This is a genomic window from Mycobacterium malmoense (genome assembly GCF_019645855.1).
In the GTDB taxonomy this organism is placed as follows: domain Bacteria; phylum Actinomycetota; class Actinomycetes; order Mycobacteriales; family Mycobacteriaceae; genus Mycobacterium; species Mycobacterium malmoense.
This window is the reverse complement of record NZ_CP080999.1, coordinates 4,937,455-4,951,853: the sequence shown is the minus strand read 5'-3', so window position 1 is coordinate 4,951,853 and position 14,399 is coordinate 4,937,455. Positions and strand designations below refer to the sequence as shown.

14 protein-coding genes are annotated in these 14,399 nt (G+C 68.7%); 12 read left to right on the top strand and 2 right to left on the bottom strand.

Annotated features, from left to right (window positions below; translation table 11 throughout):
* Positions 1 to 127 precede the first annotated feature (127 nt).
* The 4 genes from clpC1 (at position 128) to K3U93_RS22865 (ending at position 4,375) form a co-directional block, all read left to right on the top strand.
* Positions 128 to 2,662: an ATP-dependent protease ATP-binding subunit ClpC gene (gene clpC1 / locus K3U93_RS22880; RefSeq protein ID WP_071513066.1), complete on the top strand. Its 2,535-nt coding sequence runs from the start codon at positions 128 to 130 to the stop codon at positions 2,660 to 2,662.
* A 154-nt stretch (positions 2,663 to 2,816) separates the two neighbouring features.
* Positions 2,817 to 3,032, top strand: coding sequence for a CbtB domain-containing protein (locus K3U93_RS22875; protein WP_071513067.1), 216 nt, complete (start codon positions 2,817 to 2,819; stop codon positions 3,030 to 3,032).
* Positions 3,033 to 3,035: 3 nt separating this feature from the next.
* Positions 3,036 to 3,827, top strand: a complete 792-nt coding sequence (locus K3U93_RS22870) for a CbtA family protein (protein WP_083010182.1) — start codon at positions 3,036 to 3,038, stop codon at positions 3,825 to 3,827.
* The gene (locus K3U93_RS22865) at positions 3,824 to 4,375 is read left to right on the top strand and encodes a histidine phosphatase family protein (RefSeq protein WP_083010183.1); all 552 of its coding nucleotides are present in this window, start codon (positions 3,824 to 3,826) and stop codon (positions 4,373 to 4,375) included. The genes K3U93_RS22870 and K3U93_RS22865 overlap by 4 nt, the downstream gene beginning before the upstream one ends.
* A gap of 3 nt (positions 4,376 to 4,378) precedes the next feature.
* On the opposite strand, the gene K3U93_RS22860 is transcribed toward K3U93_RS22865, so the two are convergent.
* Positions 4,379 to 5,743 (bottom strand): serine hydrolase, encoded by a 1,365-nt coding sequence (locus K3U93_RS22860; protein WP_139796863.1) that lies wholly within the window; start codon positions 5,741 to 5,743, stop codon positions 4,379 to 4,381.
* The gene (gene mhuD / locus K3U93_RS22855) at positions 5,718 to 6,038 is read right to left on the bottom strand and encodes a mycobilin-forming heme oxygenase MhuD (protein WP_071513071.1); all 321 of its coding nucleotides are present in this window, start codon (positions 6,036 to 6,038) and stop codon (positions 5,718 to 5,720) included. The genes K3U93_RS22860 and mhuD overlap by 26 nt, the downstream gene beginning before the upstream one ends.
* 119 nt (positions 6,039 to 6,157) lie before the next feature.
* On the opposite strand from mhuD, the gene K3U93_RS22850 reads away from it, so the two are divergent.
* The 8 genes from K3U93_RS22850 (at position 6,158) to K3U93_RS22815 (ending at position 14,397) form a co-directional block, all read left to right on the top strand.
* Positions 6,158 to 6,928 (top strand): alpha/beta fold hydrolase, encoded by a 771-nt coding sequence (locus tag K3U93_RS22850; RefSeq protein WP_083010185.1) that lies wholly within the window; start codon positions 6,158 to 6,160, stop codon positions 6,926 to 6,928.
* Positions 6,929 to 7,036: 108 nt separating this feature from the next.
* On the top strand, positions 7,037 to 7,375 hold the full coding sequence (locus K3U93_RS22845; RefSeq protein ID WP_139796864.1) for a lsr2/espR transcriptional regulator: 339 nt from the start codon (positions 7,037 to 7,039) through the stop codon (positions 7,373 to 7,375).
* Between the two features lie 5 nt (positions 7,376 to 7,380).
* On the top strand, positions 7,381 to 7,860 hold the full coding sequence (locus K3U93_RS22840; RefSeq protein WP_083010186.1) for an NADH-quinone oxidoreductase subunit B family protein: 480 nt from the start codon (positions 7,381 to 7,383) through the stop codon (positions 7,858 to 7,860).
* A gap of 41 nt (positions 7,861 to 7,901) precedes the next feature.
* Positions 7,902 to 9,833, top strand: a complete 1,932-nt coding sequence (locus K3U93_RS22835) for a proton-conducting transporter transmembrane domain-containing protein (RefSeq protein ID WP_420915431.1) — start codon at positions 7,902 to 7,904, stop codon at positions 9,831 to 9,833.
* Positions 9,834 to 9,838: 5 nt separating this feature from the next.
* Complete coding sequence (locus K3U93_RS22830; protein ID WP_071513221.1) at positions 9,839 to 10,789, top strand: respiratory chain complex I subunit 1 family protein; 951 nt, start codon at positions 9,839 to 9,841, stop codon at positions 10,787 to 10,789.
* The gene (locus tag K3U93_RS22825; RefSeq protein WP_071513074.1) at positions 10,786 to 11,457 is read left to right on the top strand and encodes a hypothetical protein; all 672 of its coding nucleotides are present in this window, start codon (positions 10,786 to 10,788) and stop codon (positions 11,455 to 11,457) included. The genes K3U93_RS22830 and K3U93_RS22825 overlap by 4 nt, the downstream gene beginning before the upstream one ends.
* A complete protein-coding gene (locus tag K3U93_RS22820) occupies positions 11,457 to 12,929 on the top strand; it encodes a proton-conducting transporter transmembrane domain-containing protein (RefSeq protein ID WP_071513075.1) in 1,473 nt (490 codons plus the stop codon). The genes K3U93_RS22825 and K3U93_RS22820 overlap by 1 nt, the downstream gene beginning before the upstream one ends.
* Positions 12,919 to 14,397, top strand: coding sequence for a hydrogenase large subunit (locus K3U93_RS22815; RefSeq protein ID WP_071513076.1), 1,479 nt, complete (start codon positions 12,919 to 12,921; stop codon positions 14,395 to 14,397). Before K3U93_RS22820 ends, K3U93_RS22815 begins: the two co-directional genes overlap by 11 nt.
* Positions 14,398 to 14,399: the final 2 nt, after the last annotated feature.

The following is a 14,399-nucleotide window of genomic DNA, read 5'->3' as shown; positions in this document are numbered from 1 at the left end:
TGCTAGGCACCGGCAAGGTTAGGAACCCTGGTAGGCCGACCATTACAGTGGATGGCAGGTATGCGATTCCGGCCGCACTGGACCGGCGAGGGCTGTACCGATGGTGAGGGAGAGCAGGTAACCACCGATGTTCGAAAGATTTACCGACCGTGCCCGCAGGGTCGTCGTCCTGGCGCAAGAAGAGGCCCGGATGCTCAACCACAACTACATCGGCACCGAGCACATCCTTTTGGGTTTGATTCACGAGGGCGAAGGCGTCGCGGCGAAGTCGCTGGAGTCGCTGGGGATCTCGCTGGAGGGCGTTCGCAGCCAGGTCGAGGAGATCATCGGCCAGGGCCAGCAGGCCCCGTCGGGACACATCCCGTTCACCCCGCGCGCCAAGAAGGTGCTCGAGCTGAGCCTGCGCGAGGCGCTGCAGCTCGGCCACAACTACATCGGCACCGAGCACATCCTGCTGGGCCTCATCCGTGAGGGTGAGGGCGTGGCCGCCCAGGTTCTGGTCAAGCTGGGCGCCGAGCTGACCCGGGTGCGCCAGCAGGTGATCCAGCTGCTGAGCGGCTACCAGGGCAAGGAGGCCGCCGAGGCCGGCACCGGTGGTCGCGGCGGCGAGTCGGGCAGCCCCTCCACGTCGTTGGTGCTCGACCAGTTCGGCCGCAACCTGACGGCCGCCGCGATGGAGGGCAAGCTGGACCCGGTCATCGGCCGCGAGAAGGAAATCGAGCGGGTGATGCAGGTGCTCTCCCGGCGCACCAAGAACAACCCGGTGCTGATCGGCGAGCCCGGCGTCGGCAAGACCGCCGTCGTCGAGGGCCTGGCGCAGGCCATCGTGCACGGCGAGGTCCCCGAGACGCTGAAGGACAAGCAGCTCTACACCCTGGACCTGGGATCGCTGGTCGCCGGCAGCCGTTACCGCGGCGATTTCGAGGAGCGCCTGAAGAAGGTGCTCAAGGAGATCAACACCCGCGGCGACATCATCCTGTTCATCGACGAGCTGCACACCCTGGTCGGCGCCGGTGCGGCCGAGGGCGCGATCGACGCCGCGTCGATCCTGAAGCCCAAGCTGGCCCGCGGCGAGCTGCAGACGATCGGCGCCACCACGCTCGACGAATACCGCAAGTACATCGAGAAGGACGCCGCCCTGGAGCGCCGGTTTCAGCCGGTGCAGGTCGGCGAGCCGACGGTGGAGCACACCATCGAGATCCTCAAGGGCTTGCGCGACCGCTACGAGGCGCACCACCGGGTGTCGATCACCGATTCCGCGATGGTGGCCGCCGCCACCCTGGCCGACCGCTACATCAACGACCGGTTCCTGCCGGACAAGGCGATCGACCTGATCGACGAGGCGGGCGCCCGGATGCGGATCCGCCGGATGACCGCACCGCCAGACCTGCGCGAGTTCGACGAGAAGATCGCCGAGGCCCGCCGCGAGAAGGAATCGGCCATCGACGCCCAGGACTTCGAGAAGGCCGCCAGCCTGCGCGACCGCGAGAAGCAGCTGGTGGCCCAGCGGGCGGAGCGCGAAAAGCAATGGCGCTCGGGCGATCTCGACGTGGTTGCCGAGGTGGACGACGAGCAGATCGCCGAGGTGCTGGGCAACTGGACCGGCATCCCGGTGTTCAAGCTCACCGAGGCCGAGACCACCCGGCTGCTGCGCATGGAGGACGAGCTGCACAAGCGGATCATCGGTCAGGAGGACGCCGTCAAGGCCGTGTCCAAGGCCATCCGCCGCACCCGCGCCGGGCTGAAGGACCCCAAGCGCCCGTCGGGCTCGTTCATCTTCGCCGGTCCGTCCGGCGTCGGGAAGACCGAGCTGTCCAAGGCGCTGGCCAACTTCCTGTTCGGCGACGACGACGCGCTCATCCAGATCGACATGGGCGAGTTCCACGACCGGTTCACCGCGTCGCGGCTGTTCGGCGCCCCGCCGGGATACGTCGGCTACGAGGAGGGCGGCCAGCTCACCGAGAAGGTGCGGCGCAAGCCGTTCTCGGTGGTGCTGTTCGACGAGATCGAGAAGGCACACCAGGAGATCTACAACAGCCTGCTGCAGGTGCTCGAGGACGGCCGGCTCACCGACGGCCAGGGCCGCACGGTGGACTTCAAGAACACCGTGCTGATCTTCACCTCCAACCTGGGCACCTCCGACATCTCGAAGCCGGTCGGCCTGGGCTTCACCCAGGGCGGCGGTGAGAACGACTACGAGCGGATGAAGCAGAAGGTCAACGACGAGCTGAAGAAGCACTTCCGGCCGGAGTTCCTCAACCGCATCGACGAAGTCATCGTCTTCCACCAGCTGACCCGCGACGAGATCATCCGGATGGTCGACCTGATGATCGGCCGCGTCGCCGGCCAGCTCAAGAGCAAGGACATGGCGATGGAGCTGACCGACAAGGCCAAGGCGTTGCTGGCCAAGCGTGGCTTCGACCCGGTGCTGGGCGCTCGCCCGCTGCGGCGCACCATCCAGCGCGAGATCGAGGACCAGCTCTCCGAGAAGATCCTCTTCGAGGAGGTCGGGCCGGGACAGGTCGTCACGGTCGACGTGGACAACTGGGACGGCGAAGGGACCGGCGAGGACGCGGTGTTCACGTTCACCGGAACCCGCAAGCCGCCGGCCGAGCCGGACCTGGCCAAGGCCGGAGCGCACAGCGCGCCCGATACCCAGTAGCGGCGGGGCATACACTGACGACTGTTGTCGACGAGCCACGGAATCTGGTGAAATCCCAGAGCGGTCGCGCCACTGTCCAAAGTCAGACCCGAAGCTCGCAGGCCATGGCAGCCATCCGCCAAGCGGGACGCGACATCCCGAGAAGGAGTCAACTGTGTCCAATCCCCACGCAGCCCGCACCCGTGTCCGGGCGGTTGACCTATCCGCGGCAAGCGCCACGCTCTGGTTGGCGGCCACCGTTTTCCTGGCTCTTCTGGCGCTCTACTTCGTCGGTGTCGACCAGGGCGCGGTGTCGCTGTTCGGCAGTGACTCCCACGTGCACGAGTTCGTACACGACGCGCGGCACCTACTCGGCTTCCCCTGCCACTGACGCGTGGAGAAGCGTCTGATCGCACGCGGTGTGCTTGCGGGCGCGGTCGGGGCGGCGCTGGCGTTCGTCTTCGCCCGCCTGTGCGCCGAGCCGGTGATCGGCCGCGCGATCGCCTTTGAAGACGGCCGAATCGACGCCGAGAACGCCCACGGCGTGCACGAGCACGGCACCGAGTTGTTCACCCGCGGGGTGCAGGCCAACGCCGGGTTGGGTTTCGGTGTGCTGATTTTCGGCGTCGCGATGGGCGCGCTGTTCGCCGTGCTGTTCTGCGTGGTCTCGGCCCGCGCGAAGAACCCTGCGCCCCGGCCACTTTCGGCCCTCTTGGCCGCGGGCGCGTTCGGCGCGGTGTACCTCGTGCCGTTCGTCAAGTATCCGCCGAATCCGCCGGCCGTGGGCCAGGCGGACACGATCCGGGCACGCACCGGCTGGTATCTGGTGATGGTGTTGGCGTCAGTGGTGTTGGCAATCGCCGCGGTGTGGCTGGCCCGGCGGCTCGAAGCCCGGCTCGGCGCGTGGAATGGGAGGCTGCTCGCGGCGGGGGCCTATCTGGTGGCGGTCGCGGTGGTGGCGGTGCTGCTGCCGACCGTCGACGAGACGCCCGAACCCCTGCGCGACGCTTCCGGCGCGATCATCTATCCCGGCTGTCCCGCCGACGTGCTCTACGAATTCAGGCTGCTCTCCCTGGCCACCCAACTGGTGCTGTGGGCGACCATCGGCCTGGTCTTCGCGACGCTTGCCGGCCGGCTGCTGGGGCAGCGAGCCGAGAGCGGATCGGCGCCGAGCATCGCGGCGTGACCGAGGTCGTCCGGCTGACCCTGGTGTCGCACGCGATGACCGACGCCATGGCGGCCGGGCGTTTTCCCACCGACGAACCGCTCAACGATATGGGCCGTCGACAGGCCGAAGCCGTTGCGGGCCTTGGTATCCAAAGCGACGCCCGTCAGCTTGCCGGACCCGAGCGGCGCGCCCGTCAAACCGCGGAGCTGCTGGGGCTGCACGCCACGACCGAACCGCGGCTGGCCGATCTCGATTGTGGGCGGTGGCGTGGGCAGACGCTCGGCGCTCCGAGTTCCGAAGACCTCGAGAGGTGGTTGACCGAGCCCGACCGGGCGCCGCACGGCGGCGAGTCGATCGCCGACCTGATCGAGCGGGTGGCCGGCTGGCTGGCCTCGTTGACGGACACCATCGCGCCCGCGGTCGCGGTGACACATCCCGCGGTGATCCGGGCGGCGCTCCTGCTGGCACTCGACGCCGCCCCGAAGTCGTTCTGGCGCATAGACATCGCGCCGCTTAGTCGCACCGTACTGCACTTCCGGAACGGCCGCTGGACGCTGCGGCTGTGACGGCTACCGAGGCGCGATCAGCGCGAAGACCTGTTTGGCGACCTGCAACATCCAGCCGGTCACGGTCGGCCCGTGATCGCGAGGCCAGTTCAGCTGGAAGCTGACCACCCACGGCTGCCGAGTTTTGTCGACGGCATACCAGCTAAACGTCAAATCGCCCGGCAGGCCACCGGCTTTCGCGCCGACATACGGCCAAACGTTCCGGTCCAATTGGATGCCCGCCACCGCGGAAAGGATCTGCCGCACCGGCGCGGCCGCGCCGACCGCGTCGGCTTGCAGGGCCGCGTGGACCCGGCAGATGTCCTCGGCGTTGCCGTACCACTCCGCGCCGTAGGTCGAGGCCGGGGTGTGGGCGCGAGTCGGATCGGGTTGGTAAGGAGTCGAATTCGCCTGTGCCAGCAACCGGGCACGGACTTGCGGCGATCCTTGCTTCCATTGGCTGCGCAGATCCGGTTGACCCCAGCCGACGGAGAACAGCTCGTACATCGTGGGGAAGGGGGTCATGCTGGCCGGATCGTGATGGCCGGCGGTGACGAGCGCTTCCTCGACAGCGGACGTGCCCATTCTCCCGATCAGCAAGTCGGTGGCCATGTTGTCGCTGGTGGCGATCATCTTCTCGGCGGCCGTGCGCACCGAAACGTGCGCCCCGGGAGGCAGTTCCAAGCCCGAAGAACCGACCGCCCTGCTCTTGTCGGTGACGGTCAGCTGGTCGTCCCAGGACACCGTTCCATTTTTGATCGCGCCCGCCAGCGCGTGCAGCACGTACAACTTGAAAATCGAAGCCAGCGGCAGAGATTCGCCGGTGTTCGTGCCCGCCACCGGATCGCAGCGACCGTCGTTGACCTTGGCGACCTGGTAGGAATAACGGGCGCCGGTCTTGCCCAGCACGGCGTCGACGTCGTGCCACGAGCCGATCTTTGGCGCCCGCGTGTCGACGTCGAACCGATCGACCCAGCCGTCGTCGTCGGTGTGTATCCGGATGTCTTGTCGCGCACCATAAGAGGAGACCACGTGCAGCGTGGCGACGCTGGCGCCGATGTCGACGCCGGCGAGGGTGAAGGGGCGATCCCACCACAGCCCTTCCATGGTGGTCTCGACCGGGCCGACCTTGTCGGGCGCGGCGAGGGTGCCGACACCGACCGGCCCGATGGGCCAGTCCGAGTTGAGCATGTCCATGGCCTGCCGGGCCCGCAGACCGGGAGGAGTTCTGGTATCGATCCCCCGCCCGGTGTTCGCGGCGTTCGCGTGGGGGGAAGGCGACGGTGCGCAACCCGGCGCCAGGGTCACGACCAGTGCCGTGGCGGCGCTCAACGCCGCCGCGCGGCGCCGCGCCGACCGCTCGCTAGCCAGCCTGGTCGTTCCCGGCAACGTCCAGCACGACCTCGAATTCCAGCAGCGTTGCGCCAGTCGCCACCGGGTTGGCGCGGTGTCCGGCGTGGGCTTCGATGGCGGGCCCGTTCGCCCACGCCTGGAATGCTTCATCGGACTCCCACTGTGTCACCACGAAATAGCGGTTCTCGCCCTTGACCGGACGCAGCAGCTGAAAGCCGAGGAAACCGGGTTGGTTTTCCACCGCGTGCGCGCGATGGGCGAACCGCTTCTCCAGTTCGGGGCCAGCGTCGGCGGGCACCTCGATTGCGTTGATCTTCACCACTGGCGGCATTCCGCTAGGTTACCCCGTCGCCTGCCCGGCGACGATGCGGGCCGATTCGGCCTGGGGAGGAGCCGGGCAATCCGGCTGGAGCCTACCCAACCCCCGGGCGGGCCACGCAAGATGGTGCTATGCCCAGCGATCTGTTGACCTGCCACGGCGGACGAGGCCAGCCGTTGGTGCTGGTGCACGGCCTGATGGGCCGGGGCACCACGTGGTCGCGCCAGCTACCGTGGCTGACCCGGTTGGGCACCGTGTACACCTACGACGCCCCATGGCACCGGGGTCGCGACGTCGACGACCCACACCCGATCGGCACCGAACGGTTCGTGGCCGACCTGGCTGACGCGGTGAGCACGTTGGGGGCACCGGCCCGGCTGGTCGGGCATTCGATGGGTGCGCTGCACTCGTGGTGCTTGGCCGCGGAGCGTCCGGATCTGGTTTCGGCGCTGGTGGTCGAGGACATGGCCCCGGACTTCCGGGGCCGCACCACCGGTCCATGGGAACCTTGGGCGCATGCCCTTCCGGTCGAATTCGATTCTGCCGAAAAGGTATTCGACGAGTTTGGGCCCGTCGCCGGGCGGTATTTCCTGGACGCGTTCGACCGCATCGCGACCGGTTGGCGGTTGCATGGCCATACCTCGCGCTGGATCGAGATCGCCGCCGAATGGGGTACCCGGGACTACTGGGCGCACTGGATGGCCGTGCGGGCCCCGGCGCTGCTCATCGAGGCGGGCAACTCGGTGACGCCGCCGGGCCAGATGCACGCTATGAGCAAAACCGGTTCTCCCGCAACGTATTTGCGTGTAACCGAGGCCGGTCATCTGATTCACGACGAAGCGCCGCAGGCATATCGCGAGGCGGTGGAGTCTTTCCTGGCGGCGCCCGACCCGCGTGCCTGAGCATCGCCGTCAGGCCGGTGTGTGACCGCTCACGGTGCAGCCCGCGGCACCGCCTGATAAATTCTTCAACTGTTCGAATATAGAAAGCTTAAGTTCTTCAGGAGATCCGTGGTGTCGGAGCCGCTGTACAAGCTCAAGGCTGAGTTCTTCAAGACGTTGGGGCACCCGGCGCGGATCAGGATCCTGGAGCTGCTCGTCGCGGGCGACAAGTCGGTCGCCGAACTGTTGCCCGAGGTCGGCCTCGAATCATCGAACCTGTCGCAGCAGCTCGGCGTTCTGCGCCGAGCCGGCGTGGTTGACGCGCTCAGGGACGGCAACACCGTGATCTACTCGATCGCCTCGCCGGACATCGCCGAACTGCTGACGGTGGCCCGCAAGGTCCTCACCGGGGTGCTCAGCGATCGCGTGGCGGTGTTGGAAGACCTGCGCGCCGGCGGCCCGGAGTAGCGTCCATGGGCTGGGTCAGCAAAGCCTTCAGGGTCGGTCGGATCGCCGAACCCGCGCCACCCGCACCGCCGCAGACGGCCAAACCGCCTGGGGGAGTGCGTGGTTCGCTTCAGATCCGGCACGTCGACGCGGGCTCGTGCAATGGGTGCGAGGTGGAGATCACGGGCGCGTTCGGGCCGGTCTACGACGCCGAACGGTTCGGGGCACGGCTGGTGGCCTCGCCACGCCATGCGGACGCGCTGCTGGTGACCGGCGTCGTGACACGCAATATGGCCGGACCGCTGCGCGCCACCCTCGACGCCACCCCGCGGCCGCGCCGGGTGATCGCCTGTGGCGACTGTGCGCTGAACCGGGGCGTCTTCACCGACGCGTATGGCGTGGTCGGGGCCGTGGCCGAGGTGGTGCCCGTCGACGTCGAAATCCCGGGTTGCCCGCCCACGCCGAGCCAGATCATCGCCGCCCTCAGGTCGGTGACCGGCAAGTGACCGCGGAGCTGCTGACCAGCGCGGTGCCCGTGCCGAAGCTGGTGCGACGCAATGACTTCGGGCCCATCTTCGCGGGTGTGCTGACGTCGCTGCTCGGCGCCGGCGGGGTGTGGGCCGGCATGCTGGGGATCTTCGGTTCGGTGCGCGCGGTCCACATCGGTTGGCTGCTTCCCCTGACGGGTGTCCAGCTGGGCCTCGATCCGCTGGGCGGGTTCTTCATGACGATCACGGGAGCGGTCGCGGTCGCGGCCGGCGTCTATGTGATCGGGTATGCCCGGCATGGCCATCTGGGCCGGGTCGCGCTGGCGGCGGTGCCGGTGTTTGTCGCGGCGATGCTGCTGGTACCCGCCGCGGGATCGGTCACCACGTTCCTGCTGGCGTGGGAGTTGATGGCGGTCGCGTCACTGGTGCTGGTGCTGGCCGAGCACACCCGCGCGCAGGTCCGCTCGGCCGCGCTGGTGTACGCCGTCATGACTCAGCTGGGTTTTGTGTCGATCCTGCTCGGGCTGATGGTGCTGGCGGCGTCCGGCGGCGCGGACCGGTTTGCCGACCTGCACCGGATACCGCAGGGTGTGTACACCGCGGTCTTCCTGTTGACGCTTGTGGGATTCGGTTCCAAGGCCGGGCTGGTGCCGCTGCACGCGTGGTTGCCACGCGCACACCCGGAGGCGCCGAGCCCGGTGTCGGCGCTGATGAGCGCGGCGATGGTCAACCTCGGCGTCTACGGCATCTGCCGTGTCGATCTGCAGCTGCTCGGCCCGGGGCCGCGCTGGTGGGGACTCACGTTGATGGTCGTCGGCGGGGTGTCGGCGCTCTACGGCGTGGTGCAGGCTTCGGTGGCCACGGATCTCAAACGCCTCCTTGCCTATTCGACGACCGAGAACCTCGGATTGATCGTCCTGGCGTTGGGAGCCGCCACCCTGTTCGCGGCCACGGGCGCGACGGTGCCCGCAATGATCGCCGCGGCCGCGGCCATGCTGCACCTGGTGGCGCACGCGGCGTTCAAAAGCCTCGGATTCCTGGCGGCCGGGTCGGTTCTGGCCGCAACCGGACTGCGTGACCTCGACCGGCTGGGCGGTTTGGCCCGTCGCATGCCGGCGACGACCACGCTGTTCGGGGTCGCCGCGCTGGGGGCGTGCGGGCTGCCGCTGGGCGCCGGGTTCGTCAGCGAGTGGTTGCTGGTCCAGTCGCTGATCCACACAACCCCCGGGCACGCCACCGTCCTGGCCTTGACCACGCCGCTGGCCGTGGGCGCCGTCGCGCTCACCACGGGCCTGGGAGTCGCGGCGATGGTCAAAGCGTTCGGGATCGGATTCCTGGCGCGGCCCCGAAGCGAAGAGGCCGCCACGGCCCATGAGGCGGCGGGCAGCATGCTGGCCGGTATGGCCGTTGCGGCGGCCGCCTGTGTGACGCTGGCGGTGGCGCCCTCGGTTATCGCACCCGCACTGCGCCGTGCGGTCGCCGCGCTGCCGGCCGCACGGGCGACGCAGTTCATCGACTTCAGGGCAGTCGTGCGGCTGCCCGGCCTGCTGGGTTCGATCGCGCCCGGGGTGATCGCGGCCGGCGTCGGGGTTGCCGCGCTGACCGTGGCCGTCCTGGCGCGATGGCGCCGGGGCCGGCGTCCGGAACCCGCCGCCTTGCCGCTATGGGCCTGCGGCGCAAACGATCTCACCGCACGCATGCAGTACACGGCGACGTCCTTCGCCGAGCCGCTGCAACGGGTCTTCGACGACGTGCTGCGACCCGACACCGACGTCGAGGTCACGCACACCGCGGAGTCACGGTATCTCGCTGAAAAGATCGTCTACCGCACCAGAATCGTCGACGCGATCGAGGAACGCTTCTATACGCCGGTGCTGCAGCTGATCACGGTGGCGGCGGGAACGGTGCGGCGCGCCCACACCGGCAGCGTGCACCTGTACCTGGCTTACGGTGCGCTCGGCGTCCTGACCGTGCTGGTGGTCGCCCGATGAACGCCCTGTCCTACGTCGCGGGCGCGGTGCAGCTCGGCGCCGTGATCGCCGGGGCGCCGCTGGTGGTCGGCCTTGCCCGGCAGGTGCGCGCCCGCTGGGAGGGCCGTGCCGGTGGCGGCGTCCTGCAGCCGTGGCGCGACATAGTGAAACAGCTTGGCAAACAACAGATCAACCCGCGCGGGACGACGGTGGTGTTCGCGGCCGCGCCGGCCGTCGTCGCCGGATCGACACTGTTGATCGCCGCGATCGCACCGCTGGTCGCCACCGGATCCCCACTGGATGCCAGCGCGGACCTGTTCGCTGTGGTCGGGCTGCTGTTCTTGGGCACCGTCGCGTTGACCCTGGCCGGCATCGACACCGGCACCTCGTTCGGTGGCATGGGGGCCAGTCGCGAGATCACCATCGCCGCGTTGGTCGAGCCCACCATCTTGCTGGCCGTCTTCGCGCTGTCCATCCCCGCGCGATCGGCCAATCTCGGTGCCTTGGTGGCGCATACCATCACCCATCCCGGCCAGGTGGTGTCGCTGGCCGCGGTGCTGGCGTTCGTCGCGCTGGTGATCGTGATCGTCGCCGAGACCGGGCGGCTGCCGGTGGACAACCCGGCCACCCATCTCGAGCTGACGATGGTGCACGAGGCGATGGTGCTCGAATACGCCGGTCCCCGCCTTGCGCTGGTCGAGTGGGCGGCCGGCATGCGACTGACGGTGCTGCTGGCGCTGCTGGCAAACCTGTTCGCGCCGTGGGGCATTGCCGGCGGCCGGCCCGGTGCGGTCGACATCGTCATCGGCGTGGCGGCCGTGGTGGCCAAGGTCGCCCTGCTCACGGGACTGCTCGCAACTTTCGAAGTATTCGCGGCCAAGCTGCGGCTGTTCCGGGTTCCCGAGTTGCTGGCCGGGTCGTTTCTGCTGGCGCTGCTCGCGGTGATCGCCGCCGACTTCTTCACGGTGCCGGCGTGACGTACAACGCTTTCGCGGTACTGGTCGACTTCGCCGCCGGCGGGCTGATTTTGGCCGCGGTGCTGGTCGTGTGGCGCCGCGACCTGGGCGCCATCGTCCGCCTGCTGGCGTGGCAGGGCGTCGCCTTGGCGGCCATTCCCATCCTGCGCGGTGCGTACGCCGTCGATGGGGCGCTCATCGGTGTCGGGGTGGCCGTCCTGGTGTTGCGGGCGGTGGTGCTGCCCCGGTTGCTTTCCCGCGCGGCCGGCGCCGCGTCACCCACCCATCAGGCCCACCGCGAGGCCACCCCGCTGGTCAACACCGCCACATCGCTGTTGATCACTGCCGCGTTGACACTGGCCGCGTTCGCCGCCGCTCGACCCCTGGTGAATTTGCAGCCGGCGGCCACCACCACCGCGGTCCCCGCCGCCACCGCGGTGGTGCTGATCGCGCTGCTCGTGATGGTCACGCGGCGGCACGCGGTGTCGCAGGCCGCGGGATTCCTCATGCTGGACAACGGAATTGCCGCGACCGCGTTTTTGCTCACCGCGGGGGTGCCGCTCATCGTCGAACTCGGTGCCTCCCTGGACGTGCTGTTCGCGGTCCTGGTGATCGGTGTCCTGACCGGCCGCCTGTCCCGCGCCTTCGGCGGCGCCGAGCTCGACGCGTTGCAGGAGCTGCACGACTGATGACGGGCTTACTGTTGGCCGCGATCCTCACGCCGATCGCCGCGTCGATCGCAACCTTGATCGGAGGGTGGCGCCGGGCAACCGCGACGTTGATCGTCGCATCGGCGGTGACGGTGCTCGCGTGTGGTGCGGCGCTGGGATTCGGCGTCGGATCGGGGACCCGGTTCGCGCTGGGCGGGCTGCTGCGGGTCGACGCCCTGAGCGTCACCATGCTGATCGTCATCGGAATCGTTGCGACACTGGCGACCTGGGCCAGCATCGGCTACCTCGACACCGAACTCGCGCGCGACCACACCGACACCCGCGGCGCCCGGACGTACGGCGCGCTGACGGCGGCGTTCCTGGCGGCGATGGTTGTTGCGGTGTGCGCCAACAACATCGGCGTGATCTGGGTCGCGATCGAGGCCACCACGGTGATCACCGCCTTTCTGGTCGGACACCGCCGCACCCGCACGGCGCTCGAGGCGACCTGGAAATACGTGGTGATCTGCTCGGTCGGCATCGCGATCGCTTTCCTGGGCACCGTGTTGCTGTATTACGCCGCCGAGCATGCCGGCGCGCCGGCCGCCGCCGCCCTGAACCTCGACGTGCTCACGGCGCACGCGGCCGGCCTGGACCCCGGCACCACCCGACTGGCGGGCGGGTTGCTGCTGATCGGCTATGGCGCCAAGGCCGGGCTGTTTCCCTTCCACACCTGGCTGGCCGACGCCCACAGCCAGGCCCCGGCACCCGTTTCGGCGCTGATGAGCGGGGTGTTGCTGTCGGTGGCGTTCTCGGTGCTGGTCCGCATCAAACCGATCGTCGACGCCGCTACCGGGCCCACCTTCATCCGGTCCGGGCTGCTGGCGATGGGGTTGGCGACGCTGCTGATCGCGGCCTTGATGCTGACCGTGACGCCCGATATCAAACGGATGCTCGCCTATTCCTCGATGGAGAACATGGGCCTCATCGCGATCGCCGCGGCCGCGGGAACAACGCTGGCGATCGCCGCACTGCTGCTGCACGTGCTCGCTCACGGGATCGGCAAGACGGTTCTGTTCCTGGCGAGCGGTCAGCTGCAGGCGGCGCACAACTCCACCGCGATCGCTGACGTCACCGCCGTGCTGCGGCGCTCCCGCCTGATCGGCGTGTCCCTTGCCGTCGGTGTGGTCGTCCTGCTCGGGCTGCCGCCCTTCGCGATGTTCGCCAGCGAGTTGGCCATCGCCCGCTCGCTCGCCGATGCCCGCCTCACGTGGGCCCTCGGCGCGGGCATGCTGCTGATCGCGATCGCCTTCGCCGCGCTGGCGCGCAACTCGGGCCGCATCCTGCTGGGGGGCGTGGCCGGCACGCCGGAAATCATTGTGCCGAAAACGATGGCGACGGCCCTGCTCCTTGGTGTCGCGGCATCGTTCGCCCTGGGTATCACCGCCGGCCCGCTTACCGAATTGTTCACCGCCGCGGCCGGCAACGTCGGGGCATCCCATGAGCCGTAACTGCGTGCGGCACAGGGTGTCCCAAAACCGGTTGGCCGATATGGCAGAAGACCTCCTGGGCAACGGGTTTCGTCTGGGCTTGGTGGCCGCACACGACGACGGCGGTGCCTTCCGCATCGTCTACCTGTTCCTCGCCGGCGGACCAGATCGTCGTATCGAACTCGAATATATTGTGCCAGAAAGTGATCCGGTCATACGTTCGCTGGCATACCTGTCGTTTGCGGCCAGCCGATTCGAGCGCGAGATGGCGGACCTGTACGGGATTCGGCCCGTCGGACATCCCAAGGTGAGACGACTGGTGCGGCATGCTCACTGGCCCGAAGAGTGGTATCCCATGCGTGGCACGGCCACGCCCGCACCCGAATTCGAAGGCGTCGGCGGCTTCCCGTTCGTCACCGTCGAAGGGCCTGGGGTATATGAGATCCCGGTGGGGCCCGTGCACGCCGGGGTGATCGAACCCGGCCATTTCCGCTTCTCCGTCGCCGGCGAGACGATCCTGCGACTCAAGGCCCGGCTGTGGTTCGTACACCGGGGGCTGGAAAAGGTGTTTCAGGGCCGGCCGGCCGACGGCGCGGTCGAACTGGCCGAATGCGTCAGCGGCGACACCTCCGTCGCTCACGCGCTCGCCCACAGCCTTGCCGTCGAAGACGCGCTCGGCGTCGAAGTCCCCGACGAGGCACACCGGCTGCGGGCGCTGCTTGTCGAGCTGGAACGTCTCTACAACCACGTCGCCGACTTGGGCGCGCTGGCCAACGACGTCGGATTCGGGCTCGCCAGCGCGCACGCCCAGCGCGTCCGCGAACAACTGCTGCGAATCAACGCGGCCGTCGCCGGACATCGGCTGCTGCGTGGCGCCATCCGCCCCGGCGCGGTCACGCTGCAAACGCTGCCGGACGCCACCGCGCTGCGCTCCATCGCCGCCGACGTCGCGGAGATTGCCGAACTGACCCTACGCAACACCGTGGTGTACGACAGGTTCGCCGGGACGGCGGTCCTGGACCGGGAAGACGCTCACGCCCTTGGGTGCCTCGGCTATGTCGCGCGCGCCAGCGGGGTGCCTACCGACGCCCGGCTCGAACACCCCACCGTCGCGCTACCCGTCACCGAGGTCGGCGCCACCGCGGGCGACGTGCTGGCGCGCTACACGGTGCGGCGCGACGAGTTCGCCGCGTCCATCGAGCTGGCGTGCCACCTGATCGAAACAGCCGCCGGCCCAATCGAATACATCGAAACCCCGCCGGCGCCGCACGCGGCCCGCAGCGGTATCGGCATCGTCGAAGGCTGGCGCGGCACCATCGTCCACCGCGTCGAAATCGACGCGACCGGTCGCATCACCCGCGCCAAGATCGTCGACCCGTCCTGGTTCAACTGGCCCGCGCTGCCGGTCGCGATGGCCGACACGATCGTCCCCGATTTCCCGTTGGCTAACAAAAGCTTCAACCAGTCCTACGCCGGCAATGACCTTTGAGG